This window comes from Singulisphaera chitinilytica (assembly GCF_049331405.1).
GTDB lineage: Bacteria > Planctomycetota > Planctomycetia > Isosphaerales > Isosphaeraceae > PoT.
In genome coordinates this window covers 7318664-7334168 of sequence record NZ_CP186274.1, presented here as the reverse complement: position 1 = coordinate 7334168, position 15505 = coordinate 7318664, and the positions used below count along the sequence as shown (strand labels likewise).

The 15505-nt window shown below is 63.2% G+C and carries 7 protein-coding genes; 5 read left to right on the top strand and 2 right to left on the bottom strand.

All coding sequences use genetic code 11. The annotated features are described in order from the left end of the window. Positions 1 to 391: 391 nt before the first annotated feature. The gene (locus ACOYYX_RS28615) at positions 392 to 796 is read left to right on the top strand and encodes a response regulator (protein ID WP_422926084.1); all 405 of its coding nucleotides are present in this window, start codon (positions 392 to 394) and stop codon (positions 794 to 796) included. 130 nt (positions 797 to 926) lie between these two features. Here ACOYYX_RS28615 and ACOYYX_RS28610 read toward each other — a convergent pair whose 3' ends face one another. Beyond that, positions 927 to 2222 carry a replication-associated recombination protein A gene (locus tag ACOYYX_RS28610; RefSeq protein WP_422926083.1) on the bottom strand — a complete coding sequence of 432 codons (1296 nt, stop codon included), beginning with the start codon at positions 2220 to 2222 and terminating at the stop codon, positions 927 to 929. Positions 2223 to 2383: 161 nt separating this feature from the next. Beyond that, positions 2384 to 4618, bottom strand: coding sequence for a PQQ-dependent sugar dehydrogenase (locus tag ACOYYX_RS28605; protein WP_422926081.1), 2235 nt, complete (start codon positions 4616 to 4618; stop codon positions 2384 to 2386). Positions 4619 to 5188: 570 nt separating this feature from the next. Here ACOYYX_RS28605 and ACOYYX_RS28600 point away from each other — a divergent pair. The 4 genes from ACOYYX_RS28600 (at position 5189) to ACOYYX_RS28585 (ending at position 15068) form a co-directional block, all read left to right on the top strand. Then, a complete protein-coding gene (locus ACOYYX_RS28600; protein WP_422926079.1) occupies positions 5189 to 8968 on the top strand; it encodes a sigma-70 family RNA polymerase sigma factor in 3780 nt (1259 codons plus the stop codon). 202 nt (positions 8969 to 9170) lie between these two features. Further along, positions 9171 to 11921 (top strand): hypothetical protein, encoded by a 2751-nt coding sequence (locus tag ACOYYX_RS28595; protein ID WP_422926078.1) that lies wholly within the window; start codon positions 9171 to 9173, stop codon positions 11919 to 11921. 181 nt (positions 11922 to 12102) lie between these two features. Next, positions 12103 to 13377: an MFS transporter gene (locus tag ACOYYX_RS28590; protein WP_422926076.1), complete on the top strand. Its 1275-nt coding sequence runs from the start codon at positions 12103 to 12105 to the stop codon at positions 13375 to 13377. Beyond that, positions 13374 to 15068 (top strand): permease, encoded by a 1695-nt coding sequence (locus tag ACOYYX_RS28585; RefSeq protein WP_422926074.1) that lies wholly within the window; start codon positions 13374 to 13376, stop codon positions 15066 to 15068. Before ACOYYX_RS28590 ends, ACOYYX_RS28585 begins: the two co-directional genes overlap by 4 nt. Positions 15069 to 15505: the final 437 nt, after the last annotated feature.

The following is a 15505-nucleotide window of genomic DNA, read 5'->3' as shown; positions in this document are numbered from 1 at the left end:
TCTACATCGGCGTCGGGTCTCATTGGGGCCGACCGTCATATCTTGGGATGACCGCGAACGTGCGGTTGGCCCGTGTTGCTTTCTTGCCAGATGTCAAGCGGTTTCTCAATCCTGGCACCGGTATTGCAGTACCGCCGGGTGTATGCGTTTTGGGGCGACGCACTCGATCGATGAGTTCGCCCAGGGACAGTCTCGGACGCGTTGGCCAGCAGTTTCGCCGATGTCGGCCCAGCCCAGTCATGGAGGTTCGGTGCTTTACCAACACACAGGACGAGGACTTGGGGGCGAATCCACGATAGGGTTTCCTATCCATTCGACCACTGTGAACCACGAATCTACCGCAGCGTCGACCAGGCCTCAGGACGAAGGGAGTTCGCTCAGAGTCCTGATCGTGGATGACAACGTCCAGGCCGCCGAGAGCCTGGCCATGATCGTCCGGCTCTGGGGGCATGAGTCACTCATGGCCTACGACGGCCTTCGGGCGCTCGAGCTCGCGAATTCGTACCATCCCCACGTCGCGCTCGTGGACATCAGCCTCCCGGGGATGGACGGCTTTACACTCGCCCGCCGGCTACGCGATAGCCTCGATTCCGACGACCTGATGATCATGGCCATCACCGGCTACGGGCGAGATCACGAACCCCAGAAATCCGAGGAGGCCGGCTTCGACGATCACCTCATCAAGCCACTCGACCTCGAACGCCTGGAGTCGCGGCTGCTCGAGTTCTCGAACCGCAGAGCGTCCCGAAACGCCGACGGCGTCCCAGCCGATGGGCAGACGGATCATCGACCTTAATCTTTCTGGAGATGACCAGTTAGGACGTTCCTCGACAGAAGGAAACCCTCCCACCTTCGACTGCTCTTCGAGGCTTTGAGAGATCGAAGCCGCCTCGCCTCCCTGATTGTTGGGCTCCAACGGCATCGGCTCACGATGGCTCGTCGCCTTCCTGCCAGTATGTACGACCTTCGAGTTGCTCGGGCAGACAGCGCATCTCCTCGCGAGCATTGGGATCATCGTGGACGTAGCGATATCCCTCGCCGTACCCTATCCCCTTCATGAGCTTGGTCACCGCATTGCGGAGGTGATAAGGGACGGGCTCGCGCGCCGTGGCCTCGGCGTCGACGGCTGCGGCCCTGTACGCTCGCTTGACGCCGTTCGACTTGGGAGCCTGGGCCAGATAGATCGTCGCCTGCGTGAGCGGGAAGAGGGCCTCGGGAAAACCGATCATCTGAGTAATCTGAGCCGCGGAGGAAGCCTGAACCATGGCCTGGGGATCGGCCATCCCGACGTCTTCCGAGGCCAGGATGCAGAGTCGTCTGGCGATGAAGATGGGATCCGCCCCGCCTTCGATGAGCCTGGCGAGCCAGTAGAGCGCGGCGTTGACGTCGGAATTGCGCAATGACTTGATCAAGGCCGAGATCAGGTTGTAATGTTCCTCCCCACCCTTGTCGTACGCATAGCGGGCCCGCCCCAGGGCCTCGATGATCGTCTCCGGCGTGAGGCGACGGGCTTTATCCTCGTCGACGGGCGTGGCGTTGACCGCGGCCTCGAGGGCCGTGAGGGCCACTCGGGCATCGCCGGCGGCGGCGTGGGCGAGGCGTTGCACTTCCCGCTCGGAGACGATCGGATGGAGCGTTCCCAGACCCCGATCCGAATCCGTCAAAGCTCGTGTGACGATGCTGGCGATGTCCGACTCGCTCAGGGGCAGAAGCGTGAGCACGCGGGAGCGAGAGAGCAGGGCGGCGTTGACCTCGAACGAGGGGTTCTCGGTGGTGGCGCCGATGAGAGTCACCAGGCCCTCTTCGACGGCGGGTAAGAGGGCGTCCTGCTGGGCCTTGTTGAAGCGGTGGATCTCGTCGACGAACAGGACGGTCCGCCCTCGACGCCCTCGAAGCCGTCTCGCCTCATCGAGCGCCGCTCGCAATTCCTTGACCCCGGCGAAGACGGCCGAGATCGCGAGGAACTGGGACTTCGACTCGGCGGCCAGGATCCGCGCCAGCGTCGTCTTGCCGCTGCCGGGAGGCCCCCAAAGAACCAGGGAAGGCAACGACCCGCGCTCGACGAGTCGGCGCAGGACCTTGCCTTCCCCCATGAGGTGCTGCTGCCCGACGAACTCCTGCAAGTTGCGAGGACGCATCCGCTCCGCCAGCGGGGCGTTGGGGTCGACCTCTGCAACGTCATCGGTTTCGTCGAACAAGCTGCCCATCGATTCGCGTGCCATCGCCCACTCGCCTCGTCCGCGTCCCGGGCTCCGACTTCAATGTCGAGGGCACTCGGGGTCGCGGAAACTGGAATCGGGCCGCTCGCTCGCGGAGACGTCGCCGGCAACGTCGCGAGCGGCCGAGATCCCAAGATTGGCACATGGAGGCGGTGATTGTCGACTCATTCCGACGGCTTCGCCTCGGCAGGCTTCGGCGTGTGGACCTGGGTGATCCACTCGCGGAGCAGTTTCACCGCGTTCTCGTCGACGAGATTCGTGCCGACGGGAGGCATCTGACCGGGCCCTCGCCGCGAGATGCGCTGGAAGAGCGTCGATTGTTCGGGCGATCCGGGTGCGATGATCCGGGCATCCTTGATGCCCAGATGATCCTGCGACGGCACGACGCCGAGCCCCATCGACTTGAGCGACGCCTGCAGGCTCAGGTCGATCGCCGCGTTCCCGCCGCCGGCCTCGACGTGGCAGCTCGCGCAGTTCGAGTGGACGTACGACTTCACGCGCTTCTCGAGGTCGATCGAGCCGTCGAACGGGTCGACGAGGTGCGGCAACTCGCTCGGCTTCTTGGCCAGGGGGGTCTTGAAGAACCCGATGTGATCGAGGGCTCGCAACTGGTTGTCGACGACCCCGCCGTAGTCGTGATCCTTGTTCATCTGGACCTCGGTGAGGCCGAGGACATAGCTCGCCGCCCGGGAGTGGCAGACCATGCACTCGGCCCGGCTGGGGAAGTGCCAGCGTTGGGTTCGCACGCCCTCGGTTTGCCCGACGGGTCGGACCTGGAAATCCTTGTCGACCCCCTCCTTGGTCACGAGGAAGGCGTCGGTCTGGTCGTCATTCCAGGCGTACGAGTAGCCGACCCACTCGTTGTCCTGCCTCGTCATCAGGCGGGTTTCGATGGGCTGCCGAGTCGCCCTGCCTTCCTTCACGATGTCGTAGAGGAAGGTCTTCACCAGCACGGTCCCATTGGGGAAGTCCCACCCCCACGCATCCTTGTAGCCGACCTTCTCTTCGCCGGGGACGGCGATCATCCGCTCCTTGTAGGCCCCGTCCGACCAGAGGGGGGCGTTGACGGAGTAGGGGATCAGCCCCGCCTCGGGTTTGCGATCCTTGAGCGACTTGAAGATCCCCGTCTCGCTGAGCTTCGCAGGGAACTTCGGCTGATCCTTGTCGGCGACGACCGGCCTCGGCACGAGCTTGTGGAAGGCCGTCTGGTGGTCGATGACGATCAGGTTGCCGTCGAAGTCGATGCCGAAGCCCGTGATCTGGAAGGTGGTGTCGACGATCTCCTTGAGCCACTGGACCTTGTCGTCGACGACCTTCACCGCCCAGATCTTCCCGGTCGACCAGTCGCCGTAGACGTACGCACCCTTGAGCTCGGGCAGCTTATCCCCCTGATACACGAGCCCGCCCGTGAGCGATCGCGACTCGGAGTGGTGATGCTCCGTGGTCGGGGGCGTGTGGGGGGTCGGACCGATCTTGCGGGAATTGAGGAACTCGTGGCTCCCCTCGAAGGCGCTCCAGCCGTAGTTGGCCCCCTTGGTGACGCAATACGTCGTCTCCCAAAGATCCTGCCCGTTGTTGCCGCACCAGAGCTGTCCCGAGACCTTGTCATAAGAGAGTCGCCAGGGATTCCGCAGGCCATAAGCCCAGGTCTCGGGCCGGGCTCCGGGGAACGAGAGGAAGGGGTTATCCTTCGGCACCGAGTAAGCCCGCCCCGCGTCGGGGTGGTCGACGTCGATGCGGAGGATCTTGGCCGTCAGGTGCGTGAGTTCCTGGCCCCGGTTGTTCCTGTCGGAGTCGGACGTGCCGTCGCCCGAGGTCACGTAAAGCATGCCGTCGCCGCCGAACGCGACGTCGCCGCCGTCGTGGCCGTTCGAATCCCAGTCGATGATGACGTATTCGGACTTGGGATCGATGTGGTGAGGCGGATCCTTGTCGACGGTGAACCGCGAGACGCGCGTCTTGTGGACGCCCTCGATCACGGAGTTATGCCCGACGAAAATGTAGCCGTTGTTGAGATAATCGGGGTGATAGTCCAGGCCGAGCGCGATCCCGGGGATCTCCAGGATCGTGTCGTAAGAATCGGCCTGGGGGTCGTCCGCCACGCGCAGGATCTTGGCGGGGGCCGACCAGCTTCCCAGGTGCTGGATCACCAGGTAGCTCTTCCGGCCCGGCTCGATCTCGAAGGTGAGCGGCTGGAAAATCTTGAGGCGAGGGAAGACCTTCTCGGTGAGGTAGGGGGACGGGGGCTCGGGTGCGCCGACCACGTGCGAGGTCGTCCAGGGAATCCGCGTCTCGAGCCCGAAGGGGGCCGTCTCCTTGACGGGTTCGGCGGCCGCGGCGAAGTTGGCCATCCCCCCGACAATGGCCAGGATGCTCATCAGTGGAGATGATTTGCGCACGGAATGTCTTCCTTAATAAATAAACCAGGACAGAATGACGACCGGATTTGTTCGTTGGCCTAACGGAGAGGATGGAAGACGCCCTTGCGAGAGGTCGCCTGGAGAGGGCAAACGAGTGGACAAGGATCTTCCTTATAATTCGAGCTCGGTGAGTACGCAACCTCCAATGCAGACCGCGATTGGGAATCGGTGTTGCCATCACCAGGGGGAGACCGGCGACGACACTCTCGATCCGGGTTCGTCGTCGGAAAGGTCTTTTGCAGTTGGCTTTACGAGCCGGGTAAGATCGGCGTCCGACGGAACATCTCACGCTGTCGCAAAGATCGAATCAGGACATGGCAAACTTCGCCATAGGAAAGGAGACGATCGGTCATTCTCGGGGACTGGAAATGTGCGGGCGCAGTTCGCCCAGACTCTTGATCGCAAGAGCGTGACCGCACTTCGTGTCTAAGCGCACTCCGACGTCATTCGTGCTTTCTTTTTTCAACGGAGTTTCCTGCACGCGCCGACTCCTGGGCGGCCAGTACAGATCGGAATGCCGGACGCAAGCAAACTCGCAGGCACAACCGAATGTCACAAGACTCCGCGCACGATGCTTTCCGAGACCTCCGCACGCTCTATGCGTACGGGAGCCTCGGCGGCCTGACCGACGACCAGTTGCTGAGACACTTCCTGAACGGCGGCCAGGCCCTGGCCGAGGCCGCTTTCCGGGCCCTCGTCGAGCGCCATGGTCCAATGGTCCTGGGCGTCTGCCGCAGGATCCTGAACGATCGCCACGCGGCCGAGGACGCCTTCCAGGCGACCTTCCTCGTGCTGATCCGCCGGGCCAGCTCGGTCGGCGAATCCCATAAGCTGGGCAACTGGCTCTATGGCGTCGCCGTCCGTGCGTCCAGGGAGGCTCGTCGACGCGACCAGCGGCGAATGGTCAGGGAACGCACGCTCCGGATCGTCCCTTCGGGCGACCCCGAGCCGACCAATGAGCGCCAGGAACTCCTCTCGATCCTCGACGAGGAGTTGAGCCGGCTCCCCGGTCGTTACCGCGAAGCCCTGGTGGCCTGCGAGCTCGAAGGGAAGACCAGGCGGGAGGCGGCCGACCTGCTCGGCCTGCCGGAAGGGACGCTCTCGAGCCACCTGGCCCGGGGTCGCAAGCTCCTCCGCGAGAGGCTCGGACGCCGAGGCATCGGCGTCTCGACGGCTCCCTGGCCGTTGCTGCAAGGTTCGCCCTCGACGGACCTCGCCTCGACGCCCCTGGTGGACTCGACGACGCGGTTGGCCCGGGCATTCGTGAGCGGGACGGACGTGGCTCGGATCGTTCCGGCGTCCGTGGCGACCCTGCTGACCTCAATGAGGAGGACGACGACCATGGCAAAGATCACGACCGCGACGGCGAGTTGCATACTCATCGGAGCCCTGACACTGGCGGGATTCACTCTCGCCCAGTCCAATCGCGACCCCGAAGCCCCGCCCCCCGCGGCGCCGAAGCCTCCGCCCGAATCCATCGAAAAGTCGGATCCCGTGCAGATGATTGCTCCTGAGGGTCGACCGGCTTCCGCCAGGCGATCGATGCAAGTCCACGTCCTTGGCCCAGATGGCAAGCCCATGCCCAAGGTCCAACTCCATATCAGCGTCTGGTCCGACAAGCCTGACAAGACGCTGAAGCGAGATTACGTGAGCGATTCCGAGGGTCAGGCGGAGTTGGCTTTACCTCAGGGGCTTCAGATCGTGCGCGTCTGGGCCAGGGCCGAAGGGTTCGTCCCGATGTTCGCAGGTTGGGAGGAATCTGAAAGGCCCGAGCTGTCGCTGCCGAAGGATTTCACCTTCCGGCTGAGGCCCGGTACGACTATTGGCGGGAAAATTTGCGACGAATCCGGCAAGCCGATCGAGGGGGTTAAAGTCGACGTCAAGTTAAAATCGGGGGGACAGAGTGACGGGAAGGCCAGCCCCGACGGTTTTCTGGCCGAGAATCGACTAACGGATGCTGAGGGGCAATGGACGGTCCACTGTGTCCCGCCGGGGGATGACGTTGAGGTTGAGCTGAATGTCACCCATGCCAATTACATCTCAGACAAGTATTGGGGAAGCCTTCAACGCTTGCAGAAGGTCACCACACGTGACCTTCGATCGCAAAGAGCCGTCATCAAGTTAAAAGCAGGCGTCGAGGTCACCGGCCAGGTGGCGGATCCCACCGGAAAGCCGGTTTCGGGAGCCGTCGTTGTCTGGGGCGATAGGCCGTATTTTGAGCTGGGCAGTCAGGAGGTCCGGACCGACGCAAGCGGTGATTTCCGGCTTCCAGCACTCCAGCCCGGCCCGTACACGCTCACGGTCGTCGCTAAGGATTGGATGCCCTACCTGACCAAGTTGGAGTTTCAGCCCGGCATCGAACCGGTTTCGGTTCGACTTCAACCGGGAAAGGAGCTTCGGATCCACTGCATCGACCCCGATGGCAAAGCCATCCCCGACGTCGATGTCAGCATCGATTCCTGGAAAGGCGGCGAATCTCTCTACAATTACAAGCATCCGAACGTGCTCGACACGCAGATTCCCACGGAATCCAACGCCGAGGGACGCTACACATGGTCCTGGGCGCCGGACGATCTGGTGAAGTACCGATTCTGGAAGGAAGGCTTCGCCAGCGAAGAAGTCGAGTTGACCGCCGATGGACAGGACCACGCCATCACGCTGAAGCCCGTCCTGCAAATCACCGGCAAGGTGACGGACGCGATGACAGGCAAGCCTATTCAGCCCGTCGTCGTCATTCCGGTGCTCGAGAGCTCAATCGATCTTGTGACTGTGGACCGTCAGGACATCAAGACCTTCGACGCGAACACTTACCGCATCGAGGGGGACCGCACCGACGTGTCTTACAGGGTCCGCGTCGAGGCCCAGGGTTACCGAGCGGCGATCAGCGACGAGGTTTTCCGCGCAGGTACGAAGGCGACCTATAACTTCAAACTTCTACCCGCGGCGCCCATAAAGGGTCGCGTTGTGGATCGGCAGGGCAAACCCGTCAAGGACGCGAAGGTCATCCTCGGTACGGCATCTCAAACGATCTACCTGCCGAACCTCGAGGACAGCGGTTTGCCGAGTCCGACCTGCATCACGACCGGAGACGGCTCGTTCTCGTTTCACGCCGATTATGAAGACTATGCCCTCATGGTCATCCACCAGGACGGCTACAGGGAAATCTCTCGGCGGTCGGATCAGCCGGCCGGTGACATCGAACTCAAGCCCTGGGCGAGGATCGAAGGCCGCGTCATGCAAGGGGGACGGCCTGTCCCATCCGTGGGAGTCGCCCTGGAAGCGATCCGATCCTCAGGTTCCAGATCGCCGAGAATCCAGGATTCGCTCGGGCAAACGACCGATGTCGATGGCCGCTTCGTCATGACGCGTGTGCCCCCGATGGCGGCGAGTCTGTCGGTCGCCACATCCATCTGGAGAGACTCGCCGACCTCATTCGGGAAGGCCGTGCCGCTCGACATCCAACCGGGGCAGAAGATCGAGGTCGATCTGGGCGGGGAAGGGGCCACGCTGAAAGGGAAGGTCGTCCTGGCCCCCGGCGGACCAACCATCGACTTACACAAATCAATCAATTACCTGATTCGTAAAGGGTCGGGGATCAAGGCGCCCGAGGCCATCCGAAGCCTGGGCTTCCGCGACGACGACTGGAATCCCGCCTGGCGGACGACGAGGGAAGGTATGGCGTTCCTCAGCACGCTCGACCACACCATGGTAACCCTGGACGAACACGGGCAATTCGCCGTCTCGGGCCTCAAGGCGGGCGAGTACGACCTCGCGATCCACCTCTATGAGCCTCCGAGCCAGGGTTGCCTGACGAACCCCGTGGGAGCCAGGGTCGTCAAGGTTTCGATCCCCGACTCGGCCGATCCGATCGACCTCGGCGAGATCAAGGTCGAGACCAAGCTCGGCCCTCGCCTGGGAGAACCGGCGCCGGAGATCGACTTCGTCGATGCCTCGGGAAAGAAGGGCCAACTCGGCGGGCTTAGAGGCAAGTATGTCCTGATCGACTTCTGGGCGACGTGGTGCGGGCAGTGCGTCTCCAACCTCCCCGCATTGAAGACAGTCAGCGAGCAGTTGGCAAACCGCAAGGATGTCGTCATCCTCGGCATCAATCTCGACGAGGATCGTGAGAAAGCCAGGGAGTTCATCGCCAGGCAGGACCTCCGGTGGCAGCATGGTTTCTTCACCCCGGAGGCTTCCGAAACGATCCAGTCGAACTACGCGATCAGCTCACTTCCGACTTACCTGCTGATCGATCCCGAGGGGAAGATCGTTCATCGAGCGGTACACCTCGAGGAGGCGGTCAAGGCCCTTAAGGAAGCGCTGAAGTGAGTTAGAATCCGGCCAGCGGCGCGAAATGCGGAGATCAACGAGAGCCAGTCCAAACTCACGGCCTGGCTCTCGGCCATTCGCGAGCACTCAACCTCTATCGGTCTGAGACTCTCCCTCGGCATTATGGTATCATCCCAATCGTCGAGTTGGCCGTCAGGCCAAGGGACGGAGCCACACGACGCGCCGCGAGGGAGGACTTGCGATGGCCCCAGGTTGGATCGTCACGCTCGGATTTGCGTTGGTTTCGGCCGTCGCCCCATCGGGTCGCTGGGTCGGGCAGGATGGCCACGATTACACGAGCATGACCAAGGGCGTCCAGCCCAGCGGGTACCAGGACATGAGGTTCTTCCTCTCAGGCCTGCCCGCCGATCGCGAGATCACCAAGATCGTCATGACGGGGGACGGGGGAGGGCTCTGGAACTTCCCTCATATCCCGAACTCGGCGGCGATCGCCCTGGCGCGAGCCCCACGTTCGAGGACGGCCGACCTGTACGTCGAGCCCTACTGCTACGAACAAGGGCGCAAGTTCTTCATCACTCTCCATTATAATGACAACAGCAGATCTGACATCCAGATCCGCGGGGGCAAGGCCGACCCCAATCTGCGCATGCCCGACGCGGCGATGGTCGCGAAATGGCTTGGACAGGACGGCTCCGATGAAGTGGGGACGGGCATCGGCGTCGGGCCCGACGGGTTCCAGGACATCCGCCTCACCCTGAGCAAGCTCGATCCCGAGGTCGAGGTCAAGTCGATCGACATCGAGACTCGCGACCGTCGACGCTGGCAGGCCGGTCCCAACCTGAAAGGCCTACCTTCGGCCGAGTTCGTCCGCGACCCGAAGGACCGGACCAAGGGGGATCTGTACTTCCAGCCGGAAGTGAGCCTGGGGATGGGACCGATCCGGCTCGTCGTTTCCTACTCCAACGATCGCGGCGACTCCGCCACCCTCGAGTCGGGCCGATTCGAGCCGAGCCTCGCGACGCAGAAGATGCCGATGCCGGCACTGGTCGCGAACACCATCGAGGCCCGTTGGCTTGGACAGGACGACAGCGGCGGGCCCAACCCGGGTGACGTCCACATCGCCCTCTCCGGATTGCCGACCTCGCCGAAGGTCGCGCATGCCGTCCTGAACGACGGGATCCAGGGGAACTGGATCTACCGAGGAGACCAGAAGGTCCCGCTTCACGCCGATCCTTACGACAACCCGCTCACGTGGAAATCAGGCAAAAGCCCCGCCGAGGCCGACCTCTATTTCAGCCCCAATCGCGACGAGGCGGATACGACGCTCTTGCTTCGCCTGGTGCTTGCCGATGGTTCCATGACGGTGGTCCTGATCCCGGGAAAAGCCTGCGACCTCTCCAAGCGGGCGCCGCAGGCCTCCGGCACCTCGAATCGGGCCAAGCCGGGGGATGACCTCTACGAGCTTGTCAAAACGTCCGGAACGCTCACATTAGGGCCGGGGACGTATCGACTCGCAAAGCCCCTGATCCTGGAGCATCCGATCCAACTGCTCGGCGAACCCGGCTCGGTCCTGCTGTTCGACCAAAGCAACGGCGGCGAGCCCTGGTCCACAGCCATCAAGATCCACGGCTCGGGGACGACGCTGCGAGGCTTCCAGGTCCGGTTCGCCAAGGCGGTCCGCTGGCGCAACGACATCAGTTATGGACCGGCGATCATCGGCACGACGGACAACTTCGACCCTGGATATGGGCAAAATCGGATCCGACTCGAATTTTCAAATCTCGATATCGAGTCGCCGCCCGTGGCGAATCCGCAAGGCTGGGAGGAGTCCCCTCGACTCCTGCGGTTGATGAACACGAGTGACGTCCGCATCGTCAAGAATCGACTGCTGGGCGGGGTCATCGAATTCTTCGGCGGCCCGGTCGAGTGCGTCGATAATGATTTCGTCGGCACGGCCGCCGGCACGTTCAGCCCCGGCTTCATCGCCGGGCACTTCGTCCACGACCTCGTCGTCAAGGGTAACCGGGCCCGCCAGGCGCCGTACACGGGGAAAGTCTGGCGGTTCCTGATCCTGACGAGTTCCGGCGAGAATGTAAGAATCGAAGGTAATCAGGTCGTCGACGTCGGACCGAGAGACGACGACACGATCCCCTGGGCCAACTCGCCCGAGATCGTCCTGACGGAGTCGTACAGGCTCAACTTCGAGGGCAAGCTCGCCGGGACCTCCGACGACCGCAGGATCGTGCAGGTCCCGAAGACCCAGGGCCTGGCCCCTCGCGCGGGGGATTTCGTCGCGGTGCTGGAAGGCCCGAACGCGGGGAAGTGGAGGCGGATCGCACAGACCCTCAGCCCCACGGCCTACCTGCTGAACTCGCCGCTGCCCACGGGGAGTGAGGTCGTCTCGATCGCGAACGGGTTCAAGGGTTTTGAGTTCTCAAGCAACACGGTCGACTCCCGGAATGGAAAGAGGGCCTCAAACCTCGTCCTGGCCGGGAATCACTTCGGCTCGGTCGTGCGCGGCAATCGATTCGTCGGCGGCGAGGCCTTCCGCCTGTTAGCATGCCCGACTGAAGGCCCAATGACCTGGGGATGGAGTCACACGCCATTCCTCAGCGTGGTCTTCGAAGACAATGTCGTCGAGGACTCGCCGAACGGCGGCGTGATCGACGTCCAGCACGCCGAGCAGATCAAGAGCAACGCGGGCAGGACGTACTTGACCGTCGCCTCGCTCAGGAACACCGTGCGATGGACGGACGGCTTCCTCCGAGAGTATCTGCGGGCCGAGAAGAAGACGCCTCCCCCCGGGATCCGCATCGGATCGACCCTCTCGCTCGACCCCGGCGAACTGGTACTGATCGGCGAGGGGGATAAGTTCCAGGCCCCCGCCGGGACGCGCCCGACTGAGGCCATGCGCGTCGACTCGGCGATGATGAACGGCCGCAAGGTCGTCAAGAAGGCGATCATCCTGCCCGCGACGCCTCCGACGCCCTGAGGCACGCCCGCGACCTTGCCAATAGCATCGCCACAACCTCGAACGTGCTTTGGATCTCGGCGCACCGCGACCGAAGCCCTGGACGATTGCCCGACCGGACAACGCTGTGATACGTTTGTCCGGTCGTCCTCTCCGTCGTCAAGGGCCAAGGCCCGCCGCCAATGTTTCAAGGAACGTTCGAGTGCTCGATCCCTCGGTCGATTCGCGGCCCAAAGCCCGATTTTCCTCGCCCTGGACTGTGGTCGGTCTGCTCTGGTTCTGCGGGTTCTTCAACTACGCCGACCGCCAGGCGGTGAACTCGGTCTTCCCGCTGCTGGAGCAGGAGTTCCACATCTCGAAGGGACAGCAGGGCCTGCTCGGTTCGGCGTTCATGTTCGTGTACGCCCTGACGGGGCCGATCGCCGGATTCGTGGTCGACCGATTCTCGAGGCGTATCCTCGTCATCTCCGGGCTCGCGTTCTGGAGCCTCATCTGCGCAGCGACGGGATTGGCACGATCATTCCGCGAACTCATCTTCTATCGCGCGGCCGAGGGGCTCGGTGAGTCCTTCTATTTTCCGGCCTCGATGTCGCTCCTGGCCGACTACCACGGCCCCAAGACCCGCTCGCGCGCGATGAGCGTGCATCAGACCAGCGTCTACGTCGGCACGGCCTTCGGCGGTGCCCTTGCCGGGGTGATGGGCGCGAATTGGGGCTGGCGTTCGCCCTTCTGGTTACTGGGGATCATCGGCTTCCTCTATGGCGCGGTGCTGATCAAGGGGATCATTGAACCCCCGCGGAGCCTGAATGAGGAGGAACCCGTCGAGGTCGAAGGGAAACAGCCCACGACGTTCCTGGCCGATTGCCAGGAGATCCTCCGGATCCCCGCGGCCGTCATGCTGCTCCTCGTCTTCTCGGGCGCCAACTTCGTGGCCACGTCCTTCCTGACCTGGCTCACGTCGTTCATCTTCGAGAAGTTCAAGCTGGGATTGTCCGCATCCTCGCTGACCTCGATGGTATTCCCGATGGCGAGCCTCGTCGGTGCTCTCATCGGCGGCGTCCTCGCCGACCGCGCCGCCCGCCGGAAGGGGGGCCGGATGCGCGTGCAAGGATTCAGCCTCATCGTCGGGGCTCCCTTCCTCTTCGCGACCGGGATGGCGAGCAGCCTCCCCATGCTCGTGATCTCCCTGGTCATCGTCGGGATGTGCAAGGGGGTCTATGACGCGAACATTTTTGCATCCATTTACGACGTGGTCTCTCCCCGCGTCCGAGGGACGGCCGCCGGCCTGATGAACACCATAGGCTGGGCGGGAGGAAGCCTCTCGCCGGTGTTGCTCGGTTTCGGAGCCGACCGTTACGGCCTGAGTGCGATGATCGCTTCCACCGCGGCGGTCTACGCACTCGCGGGCGTTCTTGCCATCGTGGCGAGCGTCCTTGCGGCCCGTAAACCTCCAGTGCAGGGAGATCTCGCACCTTGACCGCCACGCCCAGTATCGCCGCCTCGACTCCGGCCTCTCCCACCCCTCAGCCTTCGTCCTGGTACGGCCGCGGAGACATCAACGCCTTCTTCGGCCTGATGCTCGACAACGTCGGCGACATGATTCTCATGGCAGGGTTGCTCGTGGGTGCCTTCGGCATGCCGAGCGAGTTCGTCCTGCTGAAGATGATCCCCGGCACGGCGGTCGGTGTGCTGGTCGGCGACCTCATCTTCACGCTCATGGGGATCCAACTCACCCGGAAGTCGCGTCGGTCGGACGTGACGGCGATGCCCCTCGGGCTGGATACCCCCAGCACGTTCGGCGCGGTCTTCCTCATCATCGGACCGGCCTACAAGGCGGCCCTCGGCCGCGGACTGACGCCGGTCGATGCGGCGCAGCACGCCTGGTTCCTCGGGATCGCGATGATCCTCGCCTCCGGCATCTTCAAGCTAGGCTGCGCCCCGTTCAGCGGCATGATCCGCAGGGCCTTGCCCAGGGCAGGGCTGCTCGGGTCCCTGACCGCGATCGCGCTCGTCATCATCAGCTTCCTGCCGCTCATCGACATCGCCGCGCAGCCGGTGGCCGGCATGATCTCGCTCGCCTTGGTGCTCGCCACGCTCACGGCCAAGTGGCGGCTGCCTCGCAACTTCCCGGGGGCACTGGCGGCCGTGCTCGCGGGTTGCGCCGTCTACTATCTGATGGGAGTCCTAGGGGTCGGACCCGCGTTCGGATCCGAGGGCTCGAGGCCTTCCGCCTCGTTGCGAGCCGTCTTGCCCATGCCGGTTCACGCCTGGACGGCCTGGGTGCAGCAGTTCTGGCAGGAGGCGCTGGGATACCTCCCCGTCGCGATCCCGCTCGCGCTGGCGACGGTCGTCGGGGGCATCGACTGCACCGAGAGCGCCGCGGCGGCCGGCGACGATTACCATACCGGAGCCATCATCGCGGCAGAAGGCTTCGCGACGGTCGTGGGCGGGCTGTTCGGCGGCGTCATTCAATCGACTCCTTATATCGGCCATCCAGCATACAAAGCGATGGGAGCTCGCTCGGGCTATACGCTGGCGACGGCAATCTTCGTCGGGGCGGCGGGAATCCTCGGGTTCTTCGATTGGATCTTCTATCTCATCCCCAAGGCCGCGGTCTTCCCGATCCTGATCTTCGTCGGCTTGGAGATGACCGCACAGTCGTTCCAGGCGACGCCGAAGCGTCACTACGCCGCCGTGGCATTCGCGTGCGTCCCGGCGCTCGCGTACCTCGCCCTGCTCGCGCTCAATCAGGTCTTGCCTTCGGTCTCCTTCGAGAGCCTGGCCCCCAATGCCCAGCACTGGGTCCAGGTTGTCACAATCCTATCGGGCGGATTCATCGTCACGAGCCTCATCTGGGGAGCTGGCCTGGCCCACCTCATCGACGGCCGGATTCGCCTAGCCGCGGGCCTCTTCGTATGCGCCGCGGTCTTTTCCTGGTTCGGCATCATCCATTCGCCCGTACCGTCGGGACCGATTGTCACTCCGTCAAACGCCCTGGCCCGCGCCAAGGCCGAAGGTCGGCTTCACGCAACCAAGCACCAAACTCCATATCACTGGGCAGCCGCCTACGCGTCTATGGCGGTCGTCATCCTATTAATAGGAACGTTCGGCAAAACATCAATGGATGAGACCACCCATGAATCCGACGTCGCATCTATGGGTATCTGAAGTCGAACCCAGGATGGGCACACATGCTTTGGCGTGGGATGGTGCGATCTTGCGATTTGATTCGTAGTAGGGTACGAAACTTGCTTTTATAGCCTTGTGCTTTTCGGAACGTTGCCCCGCCGGTCATCGAGTGTCCAGTGGTTACAATGGTCCATCCTCCCCACAGGGCTATGAGGCCCGACTGGTTAGTCCCGGCGTGTAGCAAGGCGGCCACTCTTGGAGGATTCGATCGCGAGGCTTTCTGCCCCTTTCTTCAGCAAATGAGCTTGTTCGTTTGCATGTGCTAGGTCCTGAAAAGGGACGGCGTATCTCGATCCGTTTCGCTGCGCCACGTTTTGGTTTGCCACCGGATTGTCATGATCCACAATTTGCGAGTCCAGACTTTGAGTAGTTTCGTGGAGGCGGGATATTCGCGGCAGTCTTGCCAGGTTGCCATC

What these genes read in the sequence shown, in the direction of transcription:
- ACOYYX_RS28600 (WP_422926079.1), top strand. Translation starts at nt 5,189, where the DNA reads ATGTCACAAGACTCCGCGCACGATGCTTTCCGAGACCTCCGCACGCTC.
- ACOYYX_RS28595 (WP_422926078.1), top strand. Translation starts at nt 9,171, where the DNA reads ATGGCCCCAGGTTGGATCGTCACGCTCGGATTTGCGTTGGTTTCGGCC.
- ACOYYX_RS28610 (WP_422926083.1), bottom strand. Translation starts at nt 2,222, where the DNA reads ATGGCACGCGAATCGATGGGCAGCTTGTTCGACGAAACCGATGACGTT.